At 62.9% G+C, this 23,344-nt stretch carries 21 protein-coding genes and 1 other RNA gene; 10 read left to right on the top strand and 12 right to left on the bottom strand.

Features of this window, described 5'->3' with window-relative positions; genetic code table 11:
• Nucleotides 1-38: 38 nt before the first annotated feature.
• Nucleotides 39-1,637, bottom strand: a complete 1,599-nt coding sequence (locus AC1DYO_RS13470) for a cisplatin damage response ATP-dependent DNA ligase (RefSeq protein ID WP_477263911.1) — start codon at nucleotides 1,635-1,637, stop codon at nucleotides 39-41.
• 1 nt (nucleotide 1,638) lies between these two features.
• Nucleotides 1,639-2,649 carry a ligase-associated DNA damage response exonuclease gene (locus AC1DYO_RS13475; RefSeq protein WP_477264172.1) on the bottom strand — a complete coding sequence of 337 codons (1,011 nt, stop codon included), beginning with the start codon at nucleotides 2,647-2,649 and terminating at the stop codon, nucleotides 1,639-1,641.
• 105 nt (nucleotides 2,650-2,754) lie between these two features.
• On the opposite strand from AC1DYO_RS13475, the gene AC1DYO_RS13480 reads away from it, so the two are divergent.
• Complete coding sequence (locus AC1DYO_RS13480; protein ID WP_477263913.1) at nucleotides 2,755-3,678, top strand: class I SAM-dependent DNA methyltransferase; 924 nt, start codon at nucleotides 2,755-2,757, stop codon at nucleotides 3,676-3,678.
• 108 nt (nucleotides 3,679-3,786) lie between these two features.
• On the top strand, nucleotides 3,787-4,146 hold the full coding sequence (locus AC1DYO_RS13485; RefSeq protein ID WP_477263915.1) for a hypothetical protein: 360 nt from the start codon (nucleotides 3,787-3,789) through the stop codon (nucleotides 4,144-4,146).
• 15 nt (nucleotides 4,147-4,161) lie between these two features.
• On the opposite strand, the gene AC1DYO_RS13490 is transcribed toward AC1DYO_RS13485, so the two are convergent.
• The 7 genes from AC1DYO_RS13490 to AC1DYO_RS13520 form a co-directional block, all read right to left on the bottom strand.
• A complete protein-coding gene (locus AC1DYO_RS13490; protein ID WP_477263917.1) occupies nucleotides 4,162-5,103 on the bottom strand; it encodes a 2-hydroxyacid dehydrogenase in 942 nt (313 codons plus the stop codon).
• A gap of 19 nt (nucleotides 5,104-5,122) precedes the next feature.
• Entirely contained in the window at nucleotides 5,123-6,751 is a 1,629-nt protein-coding gene (locus tag AC1DYO_RS13495; RefSeq protein WP_477263919.1) for an ABC transporter ATP-binding protein, read from the bottom strand.
• The gene (locus AC1DYO_RS13500; protein ID WP_477263921.1) at nucleotides 6,748-7,887 is read right to left on the bottom strand and encodes an ABC transporter permease; all 1,140 of its coding nucleotides are present in this window, start codon (nucleotides 7,885-7,887) and stop codon (nucleotides 6,748-6,750) included. The genes AC1DYO_RS13495 and AC1DYO_RS13500 overlap by 4 nt, the downstream gene beginning before the upstream one ends.
• Entirely contained in the window at nucleotides 7,887-8,984 is a 1,098-nt protein-coding gene (locus tag AC1DYO_RS13505; protein WP_477263923.1) for a microcin C ABC transporter permease YejB, read from the bottom strand. The genes AC1DYO_RS13500 and AC1DYO_RS13505 overlap by 1 nt, the downstream gene beginning before the upstream one ends.
• 30 nt (nucleotides 8,985-9,014) lie before the next feature.
• A complete protein-coding gene (locus tag AC1DYO_RS13510; RefSeq protein ID WP_477263925.1) occupies nucleotides 9,015-10,883 on the bottom strand; it encodes an extracellular solute-binding protein in 1,869 nt (622 codons plus the stop codon).
• Nucleotides 10,883-12,760 (bottom strand): extracellular solute-binding protein, encoded by a 1,878-nt coding sequence (locus AC1DYO_RS13515; RefSeq protein WP_477263927.1) that lies wholly within the window; start codon nucleotides 12,758-12,760, stop codon nucleotides 10,883-10,885. The genes AC1DYO_RS13510 and AC1DYO_RS13515 overlap by 1 nt, the downstream gene beginning before the upstream one ends.
• A gap of 152 nt (nucleotides 12,761-12,912) precedes the next feature.
• Nucleotides 12,913-13,569 (bottom strand): c-type cytochrome, encoded by a 657-nt coding sequence (locus tag AC1DYO_RS13520; RefSeq protein WP_477263929.1) that lies wholly within the window; start codon nucleotides 13,567-13,569, stop codon nucleotides 12,913-12,915.
• 191 nt (nucleotides 13,570-13,760) lie between these two features.
• Here AC1DYO_RS13520 and AC1DYO_RS13525 point away from each other — a divergent pair, with 191 nt between their 5' ends.
• Together AC1DYO_RS13525 and AC1DYO_RS13530 are read left to right on the top strand one after the other, a co-directional pair.
• Nucleotides 13,761-14,486, top strand: coding sequence for a 3-deoxy-manno-octulosonate cytidylyltransferase (locus AC1DYO_RS13525; RefSeq protein WP_477263931.1), 726 nt, complete (start codon nucleotides 13,761-13,763; stop codon nucleotides 14,484-14,486).
• Between the two features lie 25 nt (nucleotides 14,487-14,511).
• Nucleotides 14,512-15,375: a prephenate dehydratase gene (locus tag AC1DYO_RS13530; protein WP_477263933.1), complete on the top strand. Its 864-nt coding sequence runs from the start codon at nucleotides 14,512-14,514 to the stop codon at nucleotides 15,373-15,375.
• Here the strand turns inward: AC1DYO_RS13530 and AC1DYO_RS13535 are convergent.
• The 3 genes from AC1DYO_RS13535 to AC1DYO_RS13545 form a co-directional block, all read right to left on the bottom strand.
• On the bottom strand, nucleotides 15,372-15,677 hold the full coding sequence (locus AC1DYO_RS13535; RefSeq protein ID WP_477263935.1) for a Dabb family protein: 306 nt from the start codon (nucleotides 15,675-15,677) through the stop codon (nucleotides 15,372-15,374). The two genes, AC1DYO_RS13530 and AC1DYO_RS13535, sit on opposite strands and share 4 nt — an antisense overlap.
• A gap of 22 nt (nucleotides 15,678-15,699) precedes the next feature.
• A complete protein-coding gene (nudC, locus tag AC1DYO_RS13540; protein ID WP_477263937.1) occupies nucleotides 15,700-16,641 on the bottom strand; it encodes an NAD(+) diphosphatase in 942 nt (313 codons plus the stop codon).
• Between the two features lie 146 nt (nucleotides 16,642-16,787).
• Nucleotides 16,788-17,207 carry an HIT domain-containing protein gene (locus AC1DYO_RS13545; RefSeq protein WP_477263939.1) on the bottom strand — a complete coding sequence of 140 codons (420 nt, stop codon included), beginning with the start codon at nucleotides 17,205-17,207 and terminating at the stop codon, nucleotides 16,788-16,790.
• A gap of 158 nt (nucleotides 17,208-17,365) precedes the next feature.
• On the opposite strand from AC1DYO_RS13545, the gene ffs reads away from it, so the two are divergent.
• The 6 genes from ffs to AC1DYO_RS13575 all read left to right on the top strand — a co-directional run bounded on the left by ffs (nucleotide 17,366) and on the right by AC1DYO_RS13575 (nucleotide 23,093).
• An RNA gene (gene ffs / locus AC1DYO_RS13550) (signal recognition particle sRNA small type) lies at nucleotides 17,366-17,462 on the top strand.
• Nucleotides 17,463-17,567: 105 nt separating this feature from the next.
• Nucleotides 17,568-19,385, top strand: coding sequence for a DNA polymerase III subunit gamma/tau (locus tag AC1DYO_RS13555; RefSeq protein WP_477263941.1), 1,818 nt, complete (start codon nucleotides 17,568-17,570; stop codon nucleotides 19,383-19,385).
• A gap of 30 nt (nucleotides 19,386-19,415) precedes the next feature.
• Entirely contained in the window at nucleotides 19,416-19,739 is a 324-nt protein-coding gene (locus tag AC1DYO_RS13560; protein ID WP_454588116.1) for a YbaB/EbfC family nucleoid-associated protein, read from the top strand.
• Between the two features lie 217 nt (nucleotides 19,740-19,956).
• Nucleotides 19,957-20,937, top strand: a complete 981-nt coding sequence (locus tag AC1DYO_RS13565) for a cell wall hydrolase (protein ID WP_477263943.1) — start codon at nucleotides 19,957-19,959, stop codon at nucleotides 20,935-20,937.
• Nucleotides 20,938-21,034: 97 nt separating this feature from the next.
• A complete protein-coding gene (gene recR, locus AC1DYO_RS13570; RefSeq protein WP_477263945.1) occupies nucleotides 21,035-21,640 on the top strand; it encodes a recombination mediator RecR in 606 nt (201 codons plus the stop codon).
• A 175-nt stretch (nucleotides 21,641-21,815) separates the two neighbouring features.
• Complete coding sequence (locus tag AC1DYO_RS13575; protein ID WP_477263947.1) at nucleotides 21,816-23,093, top strand: lytic murein transglycosylase; 1,278 nt, start codon at nucleotides 21,816-21,818, stop codon at nucleotides 23,091-23,093.
• The last annotated feature ends 251 nt before the right edge of the window (nucleotides 23,094-23,344 follow it).

Here is a 23,344-nt window from a genome sequence, read left to right on the forward strand (position 1 = left end):
GCCCGGCCTGGGTTGGCACTGTCGGTTCTGAATTACGCCTAGCGATCGAGAAGTTCCTGTAGCGTTTCGATGCGGTCGGCTTCGGCCGTCGGCTTGTCCCAGCGCAGCCGTGAAATACGGGGAAATCGCATCGCGACGCCGGATTTGTGCCGGGTCGAGCGGTTGAGACCTTCGAACGCCACCTCGAGCACTAGGCCCTGCTTGCGGTCGGCGCGCACCGAGCGCACCGGGCCGAAACGCTCGACCGTATTGTCCCTGACATATTTGTCGATCTGCTTCAGCTCCTCGTCGGTGAAGCCGAAATAGGCCTTGCCGACCGGCACCAGTTCCTCCGCGCCTTCCGGCCCAGACCAGACGCCGAACGTGTAGTCGGAGTAGAAGCTGGAGCGCTTGCCATGGCCGCGCTGCGCATACATCAGCACCGCATCGACCGTGTGCGGATCGCGCTTCCATTTGAACCACGGGCCTTTCGGCCGTCCCGCGAGATAGGGTGAATCCCAGCGTTTCAGCATCACGCCTTCGATAATCGGATGCGGCGGCGCCCGGCGCAGTTCCTCCAGCGCCGGCCAATCGGCGAAATCGACCAGTGGCGAGAGATCGAAGCGGCTGGGGTCGAGCGTTCTGATGAAGGCCTCGAGACGAATTCGTCGCTCGCGAAAGGGCAATGCGCGCAAATCCTCGCCGCCGATCTGCAGTACATCGTAGCAGCGCATGAAGGCCGGGTACTGCTGCTGTATCTTCGGCGTCACGCTCTTGCGGTTCAGCCGCTGCTGCAAGTCCGAAAACGTACCGGTCGCCGCGGGCTCGCCGACCAGCAACTCGCCGTCGAGCGCGGCGGAAAAATTCATCGCCTGGGCGAGATCGGGAAAGGCGCCGGATACATCATCGCCGGTGCGCGAATAGAGCCGGCGGGCGCCGCCTTCGCACACCGCCTGGACGCGGATGCCGTCCCATTTCCATTCCGCCGCATAGTCGGCCGGATCAAGCTTCTCCAGGTCGCCGTCGCCGACCGGGTTCGACAGCATCACCGGGCTGAACAGGGCAAGCGCCGTCCGCTCGGGCTTTCCGGCTTTGCCCTCCAGCCAGGCGAACAGCGAGATGTAAGGTGGCGTCAGCCCGTGCCACAGTTCCTCGATCTCGGCGACGTCCACCTTGCCGAAATCGGCCAGCGCCTGTTTGGCCAGTCGCGCCGAAACGCCGATGCGCAAGCCGCCGGTGACCAGCTTGATGATGGCAAAGCGCGCCGAGATGCCGGCGCTGTCGAGCAGGCCGGCCAGCACCTTCGGCCCGTCGGAGCGGCTTGCCGTCTGCAACTTCGCCACGACATCGCCAAGCGTCGGCTGCCGGTTGGGGATATGTCCCGGCGTCTGCGGCCAGACCAGCGAGACGGTTTCGGCGAGATCGCCGACATAGTCGTAGGAATAGCCGAACAGCACCGGGTCCATGCGCTCGGTGACCAGCGTACGCAGCATCGCCGGCTTGACCGCCGCAATGTTGAGGTCGCCGGTGATCGACGCCAGCGCCAGGCCGCGATCGGGATCCTCGACACTGCGAAAGTAGTCGACCAGCAGCGTCAGCTTGCCGTTGCGCGACGGCGTCAGCACCAGGCGGTCGAGGAGTTCGGCGAAGCGGTTCAACTCAATCGCCCTCGTCCTCATAGCCGACCAGATGCAGTGGCCGCGCGGCTATGCCTTCGAGTTCGCACCAGCGCACCAGCGCTTCCTCGCGCCCATGCGTCACCCAGATTTCACCGGCGCCGGTTTCCTTGATAGTGGCGGTCAGTTCGTCCCAGTCGGCGTGATCGGAGATGATCAGGGGCAGTTCGACGCCGCCTTGCTTGGCGCGCTGGCGGATGCGCATCCAGCCCGACGCAAAGCACGAGATCGGGTCGGGAAAGCGCCGCGCCCAGCGGTCGGCAAACGCCGAGGGCGGGCCGACGACGATGGCGCCGGAGAAATCCTGCTTGCCGCCACTGTCCACGGTTGCTGGCTCCAGCGTGCCGAGGTCGATGCCCTGGCTCTGGTAATATTCGCTGAGTTTGGCCAGCGCACCGTGGATATAGATCGGCCTGTCATAGCCGGCATCGCGCAGCAGCCGCATCACCCGCTGCGCCTTGCCCAGCGCATAGGCGCCGACCAGGTGCGACCGCTCGGGAAACTGCGCCGCCGATTTGAGGAGGCGGGCGATCTCTTCCGTGTCGGGCGGATGGCGAAACACCGGCAGGCCGAAGGTCGCTTCGGTGATGAACACGTCGCATTGGACCGACTCGAATGGTGCGCAAGTCGCGTCCTTCTGGCGCTTGTAGTCGCCGGAGGCGACGATGCGTTTGCCCTTGTGCTCGACGGCGATCTGCGCCGAGCCCAGCACATGGCCGGCCGGGTGGAAGGTGACCGTGACGTCGTTCAGCGCCATCGCCTCGCCGAGCGTCGCGGGCTGCGTTGTCCCGGCAAAGTCCTCGCCATAGCGCAGCCCCATTATGTCGAGCGTCTGCTGTGTCGCCAGCACCGAGCGGTGGCCAGAGCGGGCATGATCGGAATGGCCATGCGTGATCAGCGCCCGGTTGACCGGGCGCACCGGGTCGATGAAGAAATCGCCGGGCGGGCAATAAAGGCCCTCCGGCCGGGAATGGAGCAGGTCGCTGGCGCGCATCCTGTCAAGATAGTGGCTAATTGCGGCGCGGGAAGCCTGTTGCAAGAGACTGCTGACTCGTCCTACAGCCAGTCACCGGCCGCATCTGCCGGCGGACCTTTCGCCATGCAACCGCTGAAAACCTCGTCCGGCGACCTGACCACCGACCGCCGTGCCGACTATGCCGAGATGCTGTACGGCTCGGGCGACCCTGCTGCAGCTGCGGAACTCCTGCTCGGTGCGCTGGAGCTGGCGCCGCAATGGGCGGCAGGCTGGTTCCGCCTCGGCGAGATGCAGGAGACAACGGAACGGCTCGGCCTGGCGGCGCAGGCCTGGGCAATGGCGCTGAAGCTAGATCCCACGGATCGCCTGGGTGCTGCGCTGAAGTTGCAACTGATCGGCAAGGCGCCTTCTGCCGCGGCGCCGCCAAGCGCCTTCGTCGAAACGCTGTTCGACCATTATGCCGAAACCTTCGAGGGTGAGCTGGTTGACAAGCTCGGCTACCGGCTGCCTGAGTTTCTCGATCGCGTCATTCGAACGGCAAGGCCGGGCCGCTTTTCGCTGGCTCTCGACCTCGGCTGCGGCACCGGCCTGATGGGCGAAAGACTGAGGCCGGTCGCCGATCGGCTGGAGGGTTACGACATCTCCGCCGCCATGCTGAAAAAGGCCCGCGCCAAGGGCGTCTACGACCTGCTCGCCAAGGCCGATCTGCAGCATTTTGCCTATGCCGGCCCGAAGGCCGATCTGGTGGTGGCCGCCGACGTCTTCATCTATGTCGGCGCGCTCGAAGGCGTGGTGAAGACCGTCGCCGGAATTCTGGCGGGCAATGGCCTGTTTGCGTTTTCCGTCGAGACGCCGGGCGAGGCGGCCGGCGAGGCCGGCTTCGCGCTGCGGCCATCGCGCCGCTACGTCCATTCTCAAGCCTATGTCGAACAGGTGCTTACCGCCAACGACCTGTCGGTCCTATCCATGCAGCCGACCGTCATCCGCTGGGATCGCCGCCAGCCGGTCGATGGGCTGGCCGTGCTGGCGACGCTGTCGTCCGGCTGATGTCTCGTCCTGTTCGAAAATGTGACTGGGATTTTTGCGGCTGGCGCGGCATCAGATAGGATATCTGCCGAGAAAAGATCCGCTCGGTTTGGCATTGAGGAGGAACAGATGCGCTGGAACATGATGGTCTTGGCATCTTGCCTGGCAATGACCGGCTGCATGGGCAGTTCGATGTCAGAACGGCAGGACCAGGACGTGCAATCGTCACTGCAGTATGACAGCGTGCCTTGTGACCAGTTGCTGGCGCAGCGCAATGGGCTGGCGCAGCAATATCATCTGTCGACGGACGCCAAGCCGAGCTTCTCCAATCCGGCGATGGGCTTCGGCCCATTCACGCCGGACGTGCGCTCCAAGAATAAACGCGACACCGACCTGGCAAGCGGCAAGATCGACGCCATGAACCGCTCGATAGAACGTCGCGACTGCGGCAAGCCCAACAAGCAGAAGAAGTTCGCTCTGCCGAGCTAGAGCCCAGCGGGGTCCTTAGTACCCCGCCTTGCGGTCCACCAGATTGTCGAGCTTTTCGCCGCGCTCGAAGGCATCCATCTGCCGAAGCATGCCCGGTGCCAGGTGGACAGGGTCCGAGGTTGCCGCCGCATGCGGCGTTACGAACACTTTGGGATGGCCCCAGAGCGGGCTGGTCTTGGGCAGCGGCTCGACCTCGAACACATCGAGGCTTGCCTCCTTCAGCGTGCCGTCATCCAGCGCGCGCAAAATGTCGGCGTCCTTCTGCAGCCGGCCGCGTCCGGCATTGATCAGCACCGAGCCGCCGAGGCCGTTACGCTTGCGCAATTCCTTCAGCACGCCGTGGTTGATGATGCCGTGCGTGTCCGGCGTCAGCGGCAACAGCACCACCAATATGTCGGTGGCGTTGAGGAAGGGGATCAGCCCGGCCTCTCCGGCATAGGTCGAAACACCTTTCATGGCCTTGTCGCTACGCGACCAGCCATTGACCGCAAAGCCAAGCGACAACAGCACCGACGCCGCCGCGCGGCCGAGATTGCCGAGCCCCATAATGCCGACCGAGATGTCGCCGGCCGGTCGCTGTGGCGGTTCGTACCAGGTCTTCTTCGGTTGCTGCGCGCGGTAGAGCATGCCCTGGCGGTGATGGTCGAGCACTCGCCAGACGACATATTCGGTCATGTACTGGGTAAGGTTGTCAGCGACCACCTTGACGATCGGCACATCGGGCAGGCCGGGATCGGCGAAGATGTGGTCGACACCGGCGCCGATCGAGAAGATGGCGCGCAGATTGGGCAGCGACTTCAGGAGGTTCGGCTTCTGCTTCCACACCACCGCATAGGTGATCGAAGGATCGCTGGCGCCATCCGGCTCCAGCACCACCTCGCGCTCGGCCGAGAGCAGCTCGCGCCAGCGCTGCGGATGAAAGCCGGTGACGGCAAGCAGGATTTTGCCTTTTTCCATTTGCGGATTGTATTCCCTGTTATTCGCTGACGATACCGACCGGCGCCGTCTCGATCCTGAACGCGGCCGAGATCAGCGCCTTGGTATAATCGGTCTGCGGCTGCTCGAAAATCTGCTCGGACGGGCCGGCTTCGACGATCTTGCCATTGCGCATGACGATGACGTCGTTGGCAAGGGCGCGAATGACTTTCAGATCATGGCTGATGAACAGATAGGCAAGGTCGTGCTTGGCCTGCAGGTTGCGCAGCAGATCGACCACTTGCGCCTGCACGCTCATGTCGAGCGCCGAGGTCGGCTCGTCCAGCATGACGAAGCGCGGATTGAGCACCATGGCGCGCGCAATGGCGACGCGTTGGCGCTGGCCGCCAGAGAATTCATGCGGGTAGCGGTTCCTGGTCGCGGGATCGAGCCCGACCTCTTTCAGCACAGCGACCACCTTGTCGTCGCGCTGGTCGGGCGACAGCTTCGGCTCGTGGATCTTCAGACCTTCCTCGATGATCTCGGACACCGACATGCGCGGGCTGAGTGAGCCGAACGGATCCTGGAAGACGATCTGCAACTCGCGCCGCAGCGGCCGCATGGCGTTGAAGGTCAGCTGGTTGATGTCGCTGCCGTTGAACTGAATGGTGCCGGTCGACGAGATCATCCGCGCCAGCGCCAGGCCGAGCGTCGTCTTGCCCGAACCGGACTCGCCGACGACGCCGAGTGTCTGGCCGGCGCGCACGGTGACGTCGATGCCGTCGACCGCCTTCACATTGTCGACGGTGGTGCGGAAGAAACCCTTCTTGATGGGAAACCAGACTTTGATGTCCTTGCCCGTCATCACAGGTTTGGCGGTGGCGTTTGCGGCCGGCGGCTTGCCTTTCGGCTCGGCGGCCAGAAGGTGCTTGGTATAGGCGTGCTGCGGGTTGGCGAAGATCTCCTTGGTCGGCCCGGTCTCGACGATCTTGCCCTTGGTCATCACGCAGACGCGGTCGGCGATCTTGCGGACGATGCCGAGATCATGGGTGATGAACAGCATCGACATGCCCTTGCGGCTCTTCAGCCCCGCCAGCAGTTCGAGGATCTGCGCCTGCACAGTGACGTCGAGCGCCGTCGTCGGTTCGTCGGCGATCAGCAGTTCCGGTTCGTTGGCCAGCGCCATGGCGATCATGACGCGCTGGCGCTGGCCGCCGGACAGCTGGTGCGGAAAGGCGTCGAGCCGCTTCTCCGGCTCGCGTATGCCGACCTCGTTGAGCAGCGCCAGTGTGCGCGCCTTGGCCTGGCGGTCGCCCATGCCCTGGTGCAGCGCCAGGATCTCGACGATCTGCTGCTCGATCGTGTGCAGCGGATTGAGCGAGGTCATCGGCTCCTGGAAGATCATGGTGATCTTGTTGCCGCGCACGCTGCGCAACTGCTTTTCGTTCATCGCCAGCAGGTCGGCGCCCTGGAACAGGATTTTGCCTGAAGGGTGGCTGGCTGTCGGATAGGGCAAGAGCTTCAGCACCGACAGCGCCGAGACCGATTTGCCCGAGCCGGATTCGCCGACCAGCGCCACCGTCTCGCCCTTGGCGAGATCGAAGGAAATGTGGTCGACCGCAATCGACTCGTTGCCGCCTTGCGTGAAGGCGACGCTGAGATCGCGGACGGAGAGCGGGGGTTCGCTCATCGGAACGCCTTGCGCGGGTCGAAGGCGTCGCGCGTCGCCTCGCCAATGAACACCAGCAGCGACAGCATCAGCGAGATGACGACAAAGCCGGATATGCCAAGCCAGGGAGCGTTGAGATTGCTTTGCGCCTGTTTGAGCAGCTCGCCAAGCGAAGCGGTGCCGGGCGGCAAGCCGAAGCCGAGATAATCGAGCGAGGTCAGCGTTGAGATTGAGGCGCTGACCAGGAAAGGCATGAAGGTCAGCGTCGCCACCATGGCGTTGGGCAGAAGATGGCGCAGCATGATGGTGCGGTTGGACACGCCAAGCGCGCGGGCCGCATTGACATATTCGAAGTTGCGCGCGCGCAGGAATTCGGCGCGCACCACGCTGACCAGCGACGTCCAGGAGAACAGCAGCATCAGTCCAAGCAGGATGAAGAAGCCCGGCGGCAGGATGGCGGCAACGATGAGCAAGAGATAGAGCAGCGGTATCGCCGACCAGATTTCGATGAAGCGCTGAAACAGGAGGTCGGTCCAGCCGCCGAAATAGCCTTGCAGGGCGCCGGCAGCGACGCCGATCACCGACGAGCCCGCGGTCAGGATCAGTCCGAACAGCACGGAAATCCTGAACCCGTAGATGATGCGCGCCAGCACGTCGCGCGCCTGGTCGTCGGTACCCAGCCAGTTCCAGTTGCCGACAATGCAGTCAGGATCGGCAGCGCCCTGCGGATACTGGCTGCATCGCTTCTGCGCGTCGTATTCCCATGACGGTTTTGCCGGAGCGGCGTCGGGGATCGCATTGTTGACGGTGCGGTAGGAATAGCGGATCGGCGGCCAGATCATCCAGCCATTGGCGTTGATCTCGTCGCGGATGACCGGGTCGCGATAGTCGGTGACGGCGTAGAAACCGCCGAATTTTTCTTCGGGGTAGGCGACCGCCACCGGGAACAGGATCTCGCCCTTGTAGTAGGCGACGATCGGCCTGTCGTTGGCGATCAATTCGGCAAACAGCGACAGCACGAACAGAGCGAGGAATATCCACAACGACCAGTAGCCGCGCCGGTTGGCCTTGAAGTTCTGCCAACGCCGCTTGTTGAGCGGCGACAGCCAGGGCCGCGCGATCCTTGTCGGTGTCGTCTCGGCTGCGGCCTGCGTCATCAGACGTCTCTCCGCTCGAAATCGATGCGCGGATCGACCCATGTGTAGATCAGGTCGGACAGCAGCGTCACGAACAGGCCAAGCAGCGAAAATATATAGAGGTTGGCGAACACGACCGGATAATCACGCGCCAACACGGACCTGAAGCCGAGCAGCCCGAGACCATCGAGGGAAAAGATGTTCTCGATCAAAAGCGAGCCGGTGAAGAAGGCCGAGATGAAGGCGGCGGGAAAGCCGGCAATGACGATCAGCATGGCGTTGCGGAACACATGTCCGTAAAGCACCCGCCGCTCCGACAGGCCCTTGGCGCGGGCCGTCACCACATACTGTTTGCGGATCTCTTCCAGGAAGGAGTTCTTGGTCAGCAGCGTCGTCGTGGCAAAGGCCGACAGCACCAGCGCCGTCAGCGGCAAGGTCATGTGCCAGAAATAGTCGACGATCTTGTCCGGCCACGAAAGCTGGTCCCAATTGTCGGAAACAATGCCGCGCAGTGGGAACCAGTCCCAGAACGAGCCACCCGCGAAAAGCACCATCAGCAATATGCCGAACAGGAAGGCCGGTATGGCATAGCCGACGATGATCACGCCGCTGGTCCAGACGTCGAAGGCGGAGCCGTCCTTGACCGCCTTGCGGATGCCGAGCGGGATCGAGATCAGATAGGACAAAAGCGTGATCCACAATCCGAGCGAGATCGATACCGGCATTTTCTCCAGGATCAGGTCGAGCACCGAGATGTCACGGAAATAGCTGTCGCCGAAATCGAAGCGGGAATAGTTCCACAGCATCATGCCGAAGCGTTCGAGCGGCGGCTTGTCGAAGCCGAACTGCTTTTCCAGCTTCTTGATGAACTCGGGATCGAGCCCCTGCGCGCCGCGGTATTTCGAGCCGACGTCGCCGGCCACATCGAAATTGCCGCCACCTCCCGCATCGCCGCCGCCGCTGCCGAGGCGGTCGCTGCCGCCCTGGTTGGTCAGGCTGGCGATGACCTGCTCGACCGGTCCGCCCGGTGCGAATTGAGTGACGACGAAAGCGACCGCCATGATGCCGAACAGGGTCGGGATCATCAGCAGGATGCGGCGCAGTATATAGGCGCCCATCAGGCCGCCAATCCTGCGCGAACGGTCATGTCAGGCTTTGCCAATTTTTACCGCCTTGCCCTTGTCGACCCACCACAGCGCTTCGACCGGAAAGTCGAAATCGGGTTTCCGCTCGGGAAAACCGAACATGTCCCAATAGGCGCTTCGGTGATTCGCCAGGAACCAACTTGGAATCCAATCGCGTCGTGCACGCAAGACCCGGTCGAGCGCGCGCATGGCAATTGTCAGGCTTTCGCGATCCTCGGCGGCGCCCGCGGCATCGACCAGGGCGTCGATGGCCGGGCTCGATGTTCCCGGCAGGTTGCGTGTGCCGGACAGGGTAGCTGTTCGCGAGTGGAAAAAGGTTTCGAGGTCGTCACGGGTCGGTGTCGCCGGAAACCGGGCCGCAACCGAGATAAGATCGTAATCGAACAAATTCTGCCGCAGCTGATACTGCGCCGCATCCACCAGCCGGATCGAGGCATCGATGCCGACCGCCTTCATGTTTTCGACCCAAGGCGAATAAACCTGTTCGAAGACTTCGTCGTCGACAAGGATCTCCGCCGACAGCCGACCGCCCTTGTCGTTCACAACAAAATTGCCGGAGCGTTTCCAGCCGGCGTCAGCCAGGAGCTTGGCCGCTTTGCCAAGCAACTGCCGGTCGCGGCCGGAGCCATTCGACACCGCTTGGGTCACGGCTTCACCAAAAGCCTCGGCGGGAATCTGATCGCGCAGCGGTTCGAGAAGAGCCAATTCCCCGGGCGATGGCACGCCTTCGGCGCGAAAATCGGATTGCTCGAAGCAGGATTGCGAGCGCTCATAGGAACCGTAAAAGAAATTGCGCCGCGTCCATTCGAAGTCGAAGCAGAGACCGAGCGCCTGCCGCACGCGCGGGTCGCGGAATTGCTCGCGCCGCTGGTTGACGGCGGTGGCTTGCATGGAGGGCATCGTTTCGGCCGGGAATTCGTGTTTCACCACCTTGCCGGCAATGAAAGCGGGGAAGTCGTAACCCGTCGCCCAAATCCGAGAGACGGCTTCCTCCTTGTAGAGGATCTCTCCCTTCTTGAACGCCTCGAAGGAAGCGTTGCGATCCTGGTAGAACTCGACGCGGATGCGAGCGAAATTGTTTTGGCCACGATTGACCGGCAGGTCGTTGCCCCAATAGTCAGCCACACGCTCATATTCGATCCAGGCCCCTGCCGACCAGCGGCCGACCTTGTAGGCGGCTGACCCCAGCGGCGGGTTCATCTGCGAGGAATCGAACGGGTTGGCTGTGTAGAAAGCCTTTGACAGGATCGGGAACGCGACGACGTTGAGGATGGTGCGGCTTGTCTGCTTGCCGGAGAACCTGAGCTGCACCGTGTGGGCGTCCACGGCGATCGCGTCATCCAGATGCGTCAACGGCAGCGAATAGTCCGGGTGTCCCTTGTCCTTGAGCAGCTTGAAGGTAAAGGCGGCGTCCTCAGCCGTCAGCGGCGTGCCGTCATGGAAACGGGCCTGCGGGCGCAGCGAGAAGGTGAAACCGTTGCGATCGTCGGAAATCGTCACGCCGTCGGCGATCAGCCCGTAGACGGCGTCAGGCTCGTCGAACGCTCTCACCATCAGTGAGTCGAAGCACATTTCCATGCGTTGCGGCGAATCGCCTTTGGGAACGAACGAATTCAGCGTGTTGAAGGTCAGCGGCGTCTGGTTGGAGCCCCAGGTGCGCGGCAGGAAATTGAAGATGCCGCCTTGCGGCGCATCGACATTGACATAGTCGAAGTGGGTGAAGTCCGGCTTGTATTTGAGGTCGCCGAAAGCCGACAGTCCATGCAGTTTCTCGCCGGTCGGGCTGGCGGCGAAAGCCTTGCCGGGCAACAGCGCAGCGGCGGTCGCTGCAGCGCCGAGCGCCAGGAAATCGCGGCGAGGGAGCACCGCCATCAATTGCTGCCCTTGTACTTGGCGGCTAGCGCCTTTTCCTTGTCCGCATCGATCCACCAGGAATCGATGTCGGCGCCACGGTAGCCGGGCTGCTTTTCCGGGATGCCGAACTTGTTCCAGTAGGCCAGCCACACCACGGCGCGGTGGTATTGCGGCACGACATAGTAATTCCACAGCAACACGCGATCGAGCGCATGGGTCGCGGCGACGAGGTCGTCGCGGTCGGTGGCAAAAATGATGCGGTCGACAAGGGCATCGACGACCGGGTTCTTGATGCCGGAATAGTTGCGCGATGCCGGTGTGTCGGCGGCCTTGGAGCTCCAGAAGTCGCGCTGCTCGTTGCCGGGCGATTCCGACTGCTGAAGCTGTCCTGTGATGACGTCGTAATCGAAATTTCTGACGCGGTTGGTGTACTGGCTCGGGTCGACGATGCGCAATGTCGCATCGACGCCGATCTTGCGCAGATTGGCGATCCAGGGGCTGGAAATGACCTGGTCGGTTTCACCCGAGCCGAGGATTTCAAACTTGAATGGCTCGCCGGTCTTGGCGTTGACCATCTTGCCGCCCTTGATCACCCAGCCGGCCTGGGCGAACAGGTCGACCGCCTGCTTCAGATATTTGCGCTCGGCCTGTGGCGAATCGTAGACCGGCAGCTTGAATTCCTGCGTGAACAGCTCCGGTGGCAGCCTATCGCGGTACTTCTCCAGGATTTCCAGTTCCTTGCCTTGCGGCAGGCCGCTTGAGGCCAGTTCCGTGCCCTGGAAATAGCTGTGGGTGCGGGTGTTGAAGCCGAAGAACAGCGTGCGGTTCATCGATTCGAAATCGAAGGGGTAGGTGAGCGCGGCCCTGACCAGCCGATCGGCAAACAGCTTATGCCTCTGGTTGAGCATGAAGGCCTGCATCGGCTCGGGCGAGGTGGTCTTGAACTCCTGCTTGATCACGTCGCCGGCCTTGATCGCCGCGAAATCATAAAACGTCGCCCAGCGCTTCGAGCTGTTTTCCGGCTTGATGTCGTCGAGCCCTCCCTTCTTGAACGCCTCCCAGGAGGCGTTGTCGTCAAGAATGTAGGTGAAATGCTGGGCGTCGAAATTCTCGCGGCCGATCTTCACCGCTAGCTTGGTGCCCCAATAGTCGGGCACGCGCTGCCAGACGATTTCCGACCCCGCTTTGAAGCTGGCGATCTTGTAGGCAGCCGAGCCTAGTGGCGGCTCCAGCGTCCCCTTGGTGATGTCACGCTTTTTGCCCGTGGCGTCGGTGCCTTCCCACCAATGCTTGGGCAACACGACAAGGTCGCCGAGAATTTTCGGCAGTTCGCGATTGCCCTTCTGGTCGAAATGAAACTCGACCTCGCGGTCCGAGATGGCGACCGCGTCGGTGACGTTTTCGAAATAGCGGCTGTACATCGGGCTGTTGGCCTTCAGCACCTGGAACGACCAAATCACGTCGTCGGTGGTTATCGGCTGCCCGTCATGCCATTTCGCGCGTGGGTCGAGCCGGTAGGTGGCCGAGGAATAGTCGGTCGGGTACTTGTAGGCATCGGCGATGAGCGGGTGGCTGACGCTGCCTTCGTCAGTCGCCTGATCCATCAGCGTGTCGTAGAGCAGGCCGCCGCCAAATGGCTGCAGGCCGGCCGCCGGCGAGCCCTGCACGATGTAGGGATTGAAGCTGTCGAATGTGCCGGAAACCACCGAATTGTAGGTGCCACCCTTCGGCGCGTCCGGGTTCACATAATCGTAGCGCTGGAAGTTCTCGCCATATTTGGAGGGACCGATCAGTGAAGAGGTGGTGTGCCATTCGTCCGCAGCGGCCGCTTGCAACCCGGCAGCCACAACGACTGCTGCCAGCATGGACCTCAGAAGCGTTCGGCCAACCGTCATGCGTTCTCCTCTTCGCGATGCCCGGCAATCCTAGATGATTTGACGCCGGTGAAAACCGCCATGCGACGGCTTTGTCGCCGCATATGCAGTTTTCCTAACAAAAAAGCCGGGCTGAACCCGGCTTTTCTGAGGTCATCGAGATGACAATTTGGTTATTTGGCAGGCGCTGCCGGGGCGGCAGGCGCCGCACCTTCAGCCGGCTTTGCCGGAGCAGCGCCCTCGGCGGGCTTGGCCGGCGCTGACGCGTCAGCAGCGGCACCTGGGGCCGGCAGCGGCTTCGGGCTGTCCGACAGCGTGCGCAGATAGGCAATGACGTTGGCGCGGTCCTCGTCCTTCGGCAGGCCGGCAAAGCCCATCGCCGTGCCCTTCACGAATTTCTTCGGCGAGGTGATGAAGTGGTTGATGTTGTCGTACGTCCACTTCTCGGTGCCGCCCTTGGAAAAATCCTTCATGCCGGCTGAATAAGCAAAGCCCTCATGCGCGGCCACCGGGCGATCGATCAGGTCCCAAAGGTCCGGGCCGACCTTGTTCGGGCCACCCTTTTCGCCGGAATGGCAGGCTTGGCACTTCTTGAACACGGCGGCACCCTGCTCGACATTGGCGGTGGCCAGCAGGTCGGCAATCGGCTTGGCTTCAACGGCAGGGCCGGCGCCGCCGCCTTCGGCTGGCTCGGTCGCCTCGATGGCGAAGCCTGGCTTTTCGGGCGCGGGCGAGGCGAACAGCGCGTCAGACACAAGACCGACCGAGAAAACGACGAAACAGGTTCCGAGCAATCCGGCGAGCAGCTTGTTGACTTCGTTGGAATCCATGCGCCCCTTGCTCCCTTTTCCGGCGGACCGATCGTCCACTCCGTCCGTCGGTATCCTGACCCGCCCCGTCGAGCCGGTCAAATCGGGCGGAAACTAGGTCTTTTGCTCCAGCGTTGCAACACCTATAAGGGCGCTTCCAGTGAGACCTTTTGCCACTTTTCCCATCGTCTTTTCAAACGCCAGCAGCCCCAATGTCCACGCTCATCCTGATCCCGGCCCGCATGGCCTCGACGCGCCTGCCGGGCAAGCCGCTGGCCGACATAGCCGGCGCGCCGATGATCGTGCATGTCGCCCGCCGCGCCGCCGAGGCCGGGCTTGGCCGGGTGGTGGTGGCAACCGACACGCAAAGCGTGGCCGAAGCGGTGCGGTCGCACGGTTTCGAAGCCGTGATAACGCGCATCGATCACGAATCCGGCTCCGACCGCATTTTCGAGGCGCTGAGCGCGCTCGACCCTGGCCACAAGGTCGAAACCATCGTCAATGTACAGGGCGATCTGCCGACCATCGATCCGGAGATCATCGGGGCAGCGCTGCGGCCGTTCGAGGACGCCGCGGTCGACATCGCCACGCTCGGCGTCGAGATCGTCCGTGACGAGGAAAAGACCAATCCCAATGTCGTCAAGATTGTCGGCTCGCCGCTGTCGGCGACGCGGCTCAAGGCGCTCTATTTCACTCGCGCCACCGCGCCCTGGGGCGAGGGGCCGCTCTATCACCATGTCGGCCTTTACGCCTATCGGCGCGCGGCGCTCGAACGCTTCGTCGCACTAAAACCGTCGCCGCTGGAGCGGCGCGAGCGGCTGGAGCAGCTGCGGGCGCTGGAGGCCGGTATGCGCATCGACGCCGAGATCGTGCAGTCGCTGCCGCTTGGCGTCGATACGCCGGAAGACCTCGAACGCGCCAGGCAAATCCTTTCCTGAGACCCTTTCAACCTGAGATATCGGCATGCCTGAAAAGACCAACAGAATATCCTTCCAGGGCGAGCCCGGCGCCAATTCCGACACCGCCAGCCGCAACATGTTCCCTTCGATGGAGCCGTTGCCGTGCCCGACCTTCGAGGATGCGTTCAACGCGGTCGAGACCAACAAGGCCGACCTCGCCATGATCCCGATCGAAAACACCATCGCCGGGCGGGTCGCCGACATCCACCATCTGCTGCCGGAATCGAAGCTGCACATCGTCGGTGAGTATTTCCTGCCGATCCACTTCCAGCTGATGGTGTTGCCGGGCGTCAAGCGCGAAGAGATCAAGACCGTGCACAGCCATATCCATGCGCTGGGGCAGTGCCGCAAATACATCCGCAAGAATGGCTGGAAACCGGTGATTGCCGGCGACACGGCGGGCTCTGCCAAGCTGGTGTCGGAGCTCAAGGATCGCACCATGGCCTCGCTCGCGCCGGCTCTCGCCGCCGAACTCTATGGGCTCGACATCATCGAGAGGAATGTCGAGGACACTGACTCGAACGTCACCCGCTTCGTCGTCCTGACCAAGGACAAGCGATTGGCCGAACGGCCCTCGACTGACACCAAGATGATGACGACCTTCATGTTTCGTGTCCGCAACGTGCCGGCCGCGCTCTACAAGGCGATGGGCGGTTTCGCCACCAACGGCATCAACATGACCAAGCTGGAGAGCTACCAGCTCGGCGCTTTCACGGCGACGCTGTTTTACGCCGACATCGAGGGCCATCCCGATGATCCGCTGGTCAAGCTGGCGCTTGACGAACTGCGCTTCTTCTCGCGCGAAGTGCGGATACTCGGCGTCTATCCCGCGAGCGAGTCCCGCGAGCAGTGGAAGGTCGCCGACTAAACTAAAAGTGTCAGCGGCACGTAGTCGATTTCCATGAAGGTTTCGACTTCCGGGACCCAGCGGTCGCGCACGAAGGCGACGTGGTCGGGGTGCTCGTTGTACCTGGTGTAGGCGGCCTGATCGGCGAACTCCATCGAGAAGCCGAAGTGATAGTCGTTCTTGGGGCTGACCTGCCGCAGCGGCTCGAAATGGGTGACGCCCTTGATCGCGCTGAGGATTCGCTTGGCGTCGGAGAGGAATCGTTTTTCCTCCAGCGAGTATTGCGGGTGCTTCAGGGTGAAAACCACGGTGTGACGGATCATTTTTTGCTCCCGTTATCCCTACTTATTCGCTGTCGACCCAGGCGCGGATCAAATGATGCGCGATCGCGCCTTTCGGGGGTGTCACCAGATTGTCCTGGTGCGTCCTCTCCAGCATAGAGCGCACCTCGTCGCGGAAAAACCAGCGGCAGTCTTCCAGCTCGTTGAGATCGGCCTGAATGTCTTCGTTGAGCGGTTCGCCGAAGCAACCGATCATCAGCGAATAGGGGAACGGCCAGGGCTGGCTGGCATGGTAGACGACGCGGCCGAGCCGGATGCCGGCTTCCTCCAGCGTCTCGCGGCGCACCGCCGCCTCGATGGTCTCGCCCGGCTCGATGAAGCCGGCAAGCGCTGAATACATGCCCGGCCCGAAATGCCGGCCGCGGCCAAGCAGGCATTTTTCGCGTGTCACCGTCAGCATGATCGCAACTGGATCCGTGCGCGGAAAATGCTCGGTGCCGCAGTTCGGACAGTGCCGCTTATAGCCGCCGGCCCGCATTTGCGATTCGTGGCCGCATTTGCTGCAGAAGCGATGGCTGGCGTGCCATGCGAGCAGCGCAGCCCCTTGCGCCAGCGCGCCCGCCGCCGCCTCGTCGATCAGCCCCTGCATATAGACCGAGCGATAGTCGATGGCCTTGATGGTATCCGGCAACTGCTCCGGCTCGATGCCAACCGGCACCGCCAGCACCGGGCCTCTTTCGGAAAACCCAAGCAGCACACCCTGTGCAAGCGATGGCTGCAGCTTCTGGCTTTCAGCCAGGTCGAACCAGGGGTCGAAGCGGCCGTCGTTCAACTTCAGATGCAGGCGGCCACCATGCATCGGCAAAAGCCTGGTGGAAGGATCAGCCAGCGCCTTTTCGACGGAATCGTCGGCGCGGTTCTCGGATTGCCGGTCGATCGTGTTGCCGGCGAAACCGACGAGCTGGCTCGGCTCGCGCAAGGGCGCGTCAAATAGGCGAAAGGTCATGGAAGCTCAAACGCTAGAGCATGATGCCGAAAAGTGTGAAGCGGTTTTCGGACGACATCATGCTCTCTTTCTTTGATTAGAGGCGGATTCAGATTTCAGGTCGAACAGACCTGAAATCATCCGGCTCTGGGATGAACACTGGCGGTTTATAGCGCCGCCTTTATCTGTTGCGCAAACCGGCGGATGTCGGAACGCTGATAGGGCTCGCGCATGCCGTGCCCCCATACCGGGCCCGGCCAGCCCGGATCGGCTTCCGAGCGGGCAATGACGTGGACATGCAGTTGCCGCACGATGTTGCCGAGCGCGCCGGTATTGATCTTGGTGCAGCCGGTGGCTCTTTTCAGCGCCTGCGCCACCATATTGGTCTCGAAGGTCAGCATCGCCTGGTCGAGCGGCGTCAGGTCGTGGATTTCCTCGATGCCGGGCCGCTGCGGCACCAGCACCAGCCATGGCCAGCGGCGGTCGTTCATCACCCTGAGTTCGCACAGGCCGAGCCACATCAGCTGCTCGCTGTCCGCCTCCAACCTGGAGTCGAGCGTGAATCCGGCCTTGAGGCCCGGCAGCATTGGCGTTTCCCTTGCGTTTCTCGCATTATCTCCCAAACTCATGAACGCTAGAGCGGCTGCACGGGGGCTGCAAGCGATTCATTGAGCGGCGGAGCCTATGGGCGTCCGATTCTCATGCACCCTTGCATTTCATCGCTGAATTGCCGATATGGAACGCGGGAGGTTGGTGGTGGACGATCCACTCGCCAACCGGGTCAGGTCCGGAAGGAAGCAGCCCTAACGAGCCCGGAACGGGTCATTGTTCCAGCCTCCCACCTCATCGGCCCCTCTCGCGACATTGACGACGCATTGCAGCGCGGGCGAGACTATTAGCAGGAATCGGCCAGCCTCGGACGCGGCCTTTTGGAGCTTTACGGGCGAATGAGCGAAGCCGGAAATTCGGGAACGGAAAAGGAAAAGGCCGCCGCCTATCGTGTGCTGGCGCGCAAATACCGTCCGTCGAATTTCTCCGAACTGATCGGCCAGGAGCCGATGGTCCGCACGCTGACCAACGCTTTCTCCACCGGCCGCATCGCCCAGGCCTGGATGCTGACCGGCGTGCGCGGCGTCGGCAAGACGACCACGGCGCGCATCCTGGCGCGGGCGCTCAACTACAAGACGCCGACGGTCGACCAGCCATCGGTCGACCTTGCCATTTTGGGCGAGCATTGCCAGGCGATCATGGAAGGCCGCCACGTCGACGTCATCGAGATGGACGCGGCATCGCATACCGGCATCGACGACATCAGGGACATCATCGAGCGCGTGCGCTACGCCCCGGTGTCGGCGCGCTACAAGGTCTACATCATCGACGAAGTGCATATGCTCTCCACCCAAGCCTTCAACGGCCTGCTGAAGACGCTGGAAGAGCCGCCGCCGCACGTCAAATTCATCTTCGCCACCACCGAAATCCGCAAGGTGCCGATCACCGTCCTGTCGCGCTGCCAGCGCTTCGACCTCAGGCGCATCGATGCCGGCGCGCTGGTTGCGCATCTGTCGTCCATTGCCGGCAAGGAAGGCATTTCGGTCGACGACGACGCGCTGGCGATGATTGCGCGCGCCGCCGAAGGGTCGGCCCGCGATTCGCTCTCCATTCTCGACCAGGCCATCGCCCATGGCGGCGGCGCCGTCAGCGCCGAAGCGGTGCGCGCCATGCTGGGGCTCGCCGATCGCGCTCGCATCGTCGACCTGTTCGAACATGTGATGAAGGGCGATGTAGCGGCGGCTTTGGCCGAATTCCGCAACCAGTACGATACCGGCGCCGATCCGGCCGCGGTGCTAACCGATCTTGCCGAATTCAACCACCTTGTCACCCGGTTGCGCTTCGTGCCGACGGCAGCCGACGACGCCTCGCTGTCCGAGGACGAACGCCGGCGCGGCGCCGAATTCGCCAGCACGCTGTCGGTCAAGGTGCTGTCGCGGACCTGGCAGATGCTGTTGAAAGGCATTCCCGAGGTGCAGTCTTCCAACCGACCGGTCAGCGCCAGCGAAATGGTGCTGATCCGGCTGGCGCATGCCGCCGACCTGCCGACGCTGGATGAGGCGCTGAAATCACTGGAGAGCGGTGCCTCGAGCGGCACGCAGCGTCCGAATGGAGCGCCGGCCAGCCCCGGCCCGGCAACCCCAGGCAATGGCGGCGGAAGTGCCGTGGCGCAGTCGCGCATGCCGAATTCCGGCGGCAGCGGTGCGCAGACGATGCGGCTGGTCGAGCCCGAACCGCTGCCGGCGAGCTTCGTTGCGGCACCCGAGCCGGTGGTCGAGACGCCGCCAGTGCCGGTTAAATCGTTGGCCGATATCGTCGCGCTTGCCGACCAGCAGCGCGACATGGCCTTCAAGGTGCAGGTCAAGCGCTGCGTGCGCCTGGTGCGCATTGAGCCCGGCCGCATCGACGTCAGCCTGACCGACGATGCGCCGAAAATGCTGCTCAACGAACTGACCGCCAAGCTGCGCGCCTGGACCGGCCGCAACTGGCTGGTGTCGCTGTCGAAGGAAGAAGGCGGCCAGACGCTGGCCGAGATGGAATCGACCAAGCGCGAGACCGCTTTCTCCGATGCCAGAAGCGATCCGGCGGTGGCCGCCATCCTGGCGCGCTTTCCCGGCGCCAAGATCATCGACGTGCGCATTCCCGACGCGCCGRAAGTCGACACCGACAAGGCCGAAGTGCCGGTCGAGCCATCGGCCGACGACGACGAAACCTGACCACAGCACGAATCCGCAAAGGACCCGACCATGAAAGATCTTCTCGGCCTGATGGGCAAGGCGAAGGAAATGCAGGCCAAGTTCCAGGCCATGCAGGACGAGATCGCCACGCTTGAAGCAAGCGGGCAGGCCGGCGGCGGCCTGGTCAACGTCACGCTGACCGGGAAGTTCGAAATGAAGTCGCTGAAGATCGATCCGTCGCTGTTCAAGGAGGACGACGTCGAGATCCTCGAAGACCTGCTTCTGGCCGCTCACAATGACGCCAAAAATAAGGTCGAGCAGATTATGCAAGAGAAGACCAAGGCGCTGACGGCAGGCTTGCCGATCCCGCCTGGAATGAAATTGCCGTTCTGAGCCGGCTCCCACCAGTTAATTGATTATGAACGGAAATCGGCTGCCAGGGCTATTGTTAACACTTTCCCCGGCTTTGCTCACGGGGACATATCTTCGCATTTATAAAGTTTTACCTATGCTGCACGAATGCTAATCCTTTAGCCATCTTTTTGCCTTTAAGAGTCTCATTCTTGCCACATCTCGGGACGGGTGGCATCTTGAAAATGAGGCACTTTTGTTGATCGCGACGCGATGGAAGACGCCGCTGTTGCTCGGCATCATCTCTTCCCCCCTGTTTCTGGCGGGTTGCAGCCAGACCACTTCTTCCCACGGCATGTCGGTCGCCAGCCTGACCGACGCCATCACGCCGAGTTTCCTGAGCCGGCCCTTTAGCCACACGCCGAAGGACAGGGAGTGCCTGGAGCGGGCAATGTTCTTCGAATCCAACCGCTCGAGCCGCGACGGCATGATCGCCGTCGGCACGGTGGTGATGAACCGTCTGCGCTCCGGCAATCATGGCAGCACCATCTGCGAGGTGGTGGGCGAACCGGGCCAGTTCGCGCCCGGCGTGATGACGCGGCCGATGAATTCGAAAGCCATGCCCGACGTCGAGGAAGCCGCAGACGCCGTGCTCAAGGGTGAGCGCAAGGCCAAGCTGAAGAACACGATGTACTTCCACACCGCCGGCCTGCGCTTCCCCTACAAGAACATGCACTACACCATGGTTGCCGGCGGTAATGCCTTCTATGAGAAGCGCGGCCGCAACTGGCAGCCGCTGCCGGATGAACCCACGACCATGGTCGCTTCGGCAACGCCGCGCGCGCCGGTGCCTGAAGCGCCGGTACAGGTGGCTTACGCCGAGCCGGTGGTGAAGACGATTGTCCGTCCCGATCCTGCCAAGCAGGCCGCGGCAGTTCGCGCGGCCAAGGCAAGCCGCGCCCCGGCCGAGCAGACCCCAGCCGAGCAAACCTATGTGACCGCTGCCGTGGCACCTGCGAAGGGCGGCCGCGTCGCGGTCAAGCAGACGGAGGTGGCGATGCAGGAACCGATGGCCGAGCCCGATGCCTCGCGCTTTGGCGGCGTCCTCAACGCCCGCTACATCACGTCGGTGCCGAACGGGACACAGGAAGCGTCGATGGGCTTCCAGTCGACGCCTGAGAACACCGACGCGATCGGCGCGATGATCGCGGACCAGACCCGGCCGGCTTCGGCCTACTAAGACCTACAGCATTTTCAGAGCCCGCCATGCCAGCATGGCGGGCTCTGTGCGTATGCGACATGTTTCAAAGCGCGCGGAAAAATCCTAGATCAGTGCGATGTCGAAGCGAATCGCCGGTCCCGAGATCGAACGCCTGATCCAGCTCCTGGCCAAGGTGCCGGGGCTAGGGCCGCGTTCGGCGCGGCGCGCGGCACTGCACCTCATCAAGAAGAAGGAGCAGCTTTTGTCACCGCTCGCCGCCGCCATGGGCGACGCCGCCGACAAGGTGCGCATCTGCACGACCTGCGGCAATGTCGATACCTCCGACCCCTGCATGATCTGCATCGATCCGCGCCGCGATGCCGCGACGCTGATCGTCGTCGAAGATGTGTCGGATCTCTGGGCGCTGGAACGGGCTGCGGCGATGAACGTGCGCTACCACGTGCTCGGCGGCACGCTGTCGCCGCTCGACGGCATAGGTCCTGAACAACTCAACATCCGCTCGCTGGTCGACCGCGTCGCCGGCGGCGAGGTGAAGGAGGTAATCCTCGCCGTCAACGCCACGGTAGAGGGCCAGACGACGGCGCATTACCTGACCGACCAGCTTTCCGGTTTCGAGATCAAGGTGACCAGGCTCGCGCATGGCGTGCCGGTCGGCGGCGAGCTCGACTATCTCGACGAGGGAACGCTGGCCGCCGCGCTGCGCTCGCGGACGGTGTTTTGACGCAATTGGCGGGGATGCTCCAGAGATGACTGCATTCCTTCGCGCCCCCCTCTGTCCTGCCGGACATCTCCCCCACGAGGGGGGAGATCAGATGTCACGTCGGCTTTCACCAATTTCCCACGTTGCAGGAAAAGGCGCGGCGCCAACACGGCCAATCTCCCCCCTTGTGGGGGAGATGTCCGGCAGGACAGAGGGGGGCGCGACAGAACACGGATCTTTCAGATTGGCGCTCGTTACCCTTCTCGCATCCCTTGTCGCCCTGCTTTTTGCAGCCCCCGCCTCCGCCGCAAAAATCGACGACCAGTTCCGCGCCTGGTTGCAGACCGATCTCTGGCCCGAAGCCCAGACCAAAGGCATCTCCAAATCCACCTTCGACGCCGCCTTCGACGGCGTGAAGCCGAACCTCAAATTGCCCGACCTCGTCCTACCCGGCGAAAAGCCCAAAACCCCGCAAAAGCAGCATCAGGCCGAGTTCGGCTCGCCCGGCGCCTATTTCGCCGAAAAGACGGTGCGCGCCGTCACATCAGGCGGGCGAACGCGCGAAGCGGCCAACGCCAGGACGCTGGCGGCCATCGAGAAACGCTACGGCGTGCCGGGCGAGGTGCTGCTGGCGATCTGGGGTCGCGAGACCGGCTTCGGCGCTGCGAAGATGCCCTACGATGCCTTCGAGGTGCTCGGCACCAAGGCGTTCATGTCGACCAAAAAAGACTTCTTCCGCACCGAGATGCTGGCCGCGCTTGAGATCGTCGAGCGCGGACTGGCGCCGGTCGGCGCCATGAAATCGTCCTGGGCCGGCGCGCTCGGCCAGCCGCAATTCATGCCAACGTCGTTCCTGAAGCATGCKGTSGATTTCGACGGCGATGGCCACCCCGATATCTGGAATTCGACCCCGGATGTTTTGGCCTCGATTGCCAACTATCTCGTCCACTATGGCTGGGTGAAGGGACGTGGCTGGGGTTTCGAGGTGACGGTGCCGGAGAGCGTCTCCTGCTCGCTCGAAGGTCCTGACCAGGGCAAGAAGATCTCAGCCTGGGTGGCGATGGGTATCAGCCGTGTCGGCGGCAAAACGTTTCCGGCCAGCGAACTGAAGGCCGAAGGTTTTCTCTTGATGCCGGCCGGGCGCGGCGGTCCGGCCTTCATCGCGACGCCCAATTTCTACGTGCTGAAGGAATACAACACCAGCGACCTCTATGCCCTGTTCATCGGCCATGGCGCCGACCGCATTGCCCATGGCGATGCCGACTTCGCCGGCAAATGGGGTCCGGTCGGCGGCCTGCACCGTTCCGACATCGCCGCTCTGCAGCGGGCACTGGAAGCCAAGGGCTACGATGTCGGCAGCGCCGACGGCCTGCCCGGCTTCAAGACCCGCCGCTCGATCGGCAGCTGGCAGGCCAAAAACGGCCGCGCTGCCACCTGCTTTCCCGACGACGATCTGGTCGCCGCGATCAAGTAGCATCGACAAGAGCAGATTCTTCCCCGTCGGCGGCTGCAATTGGCCGGCCATGCTTCGACGGCCGTCGCTCATTCCGCTCCAATGTGCCGGCTCATAAATGTCCGTTGCCGGTTGGAAGGCCGGCGGATAGGGTGTTGACCAACTGGACAAAAACCAACACGTTAAGGGGTCGAACGGCCGTCCTACGGCCGCGAAAAAGAACACTGCAGCCCTGGGCCGGGAACTCGGGGTCAACAATCAACAAAACAGGG

Source organism: Mesorhizobium sp. P2_F5, from assembly GCF_056403715.1.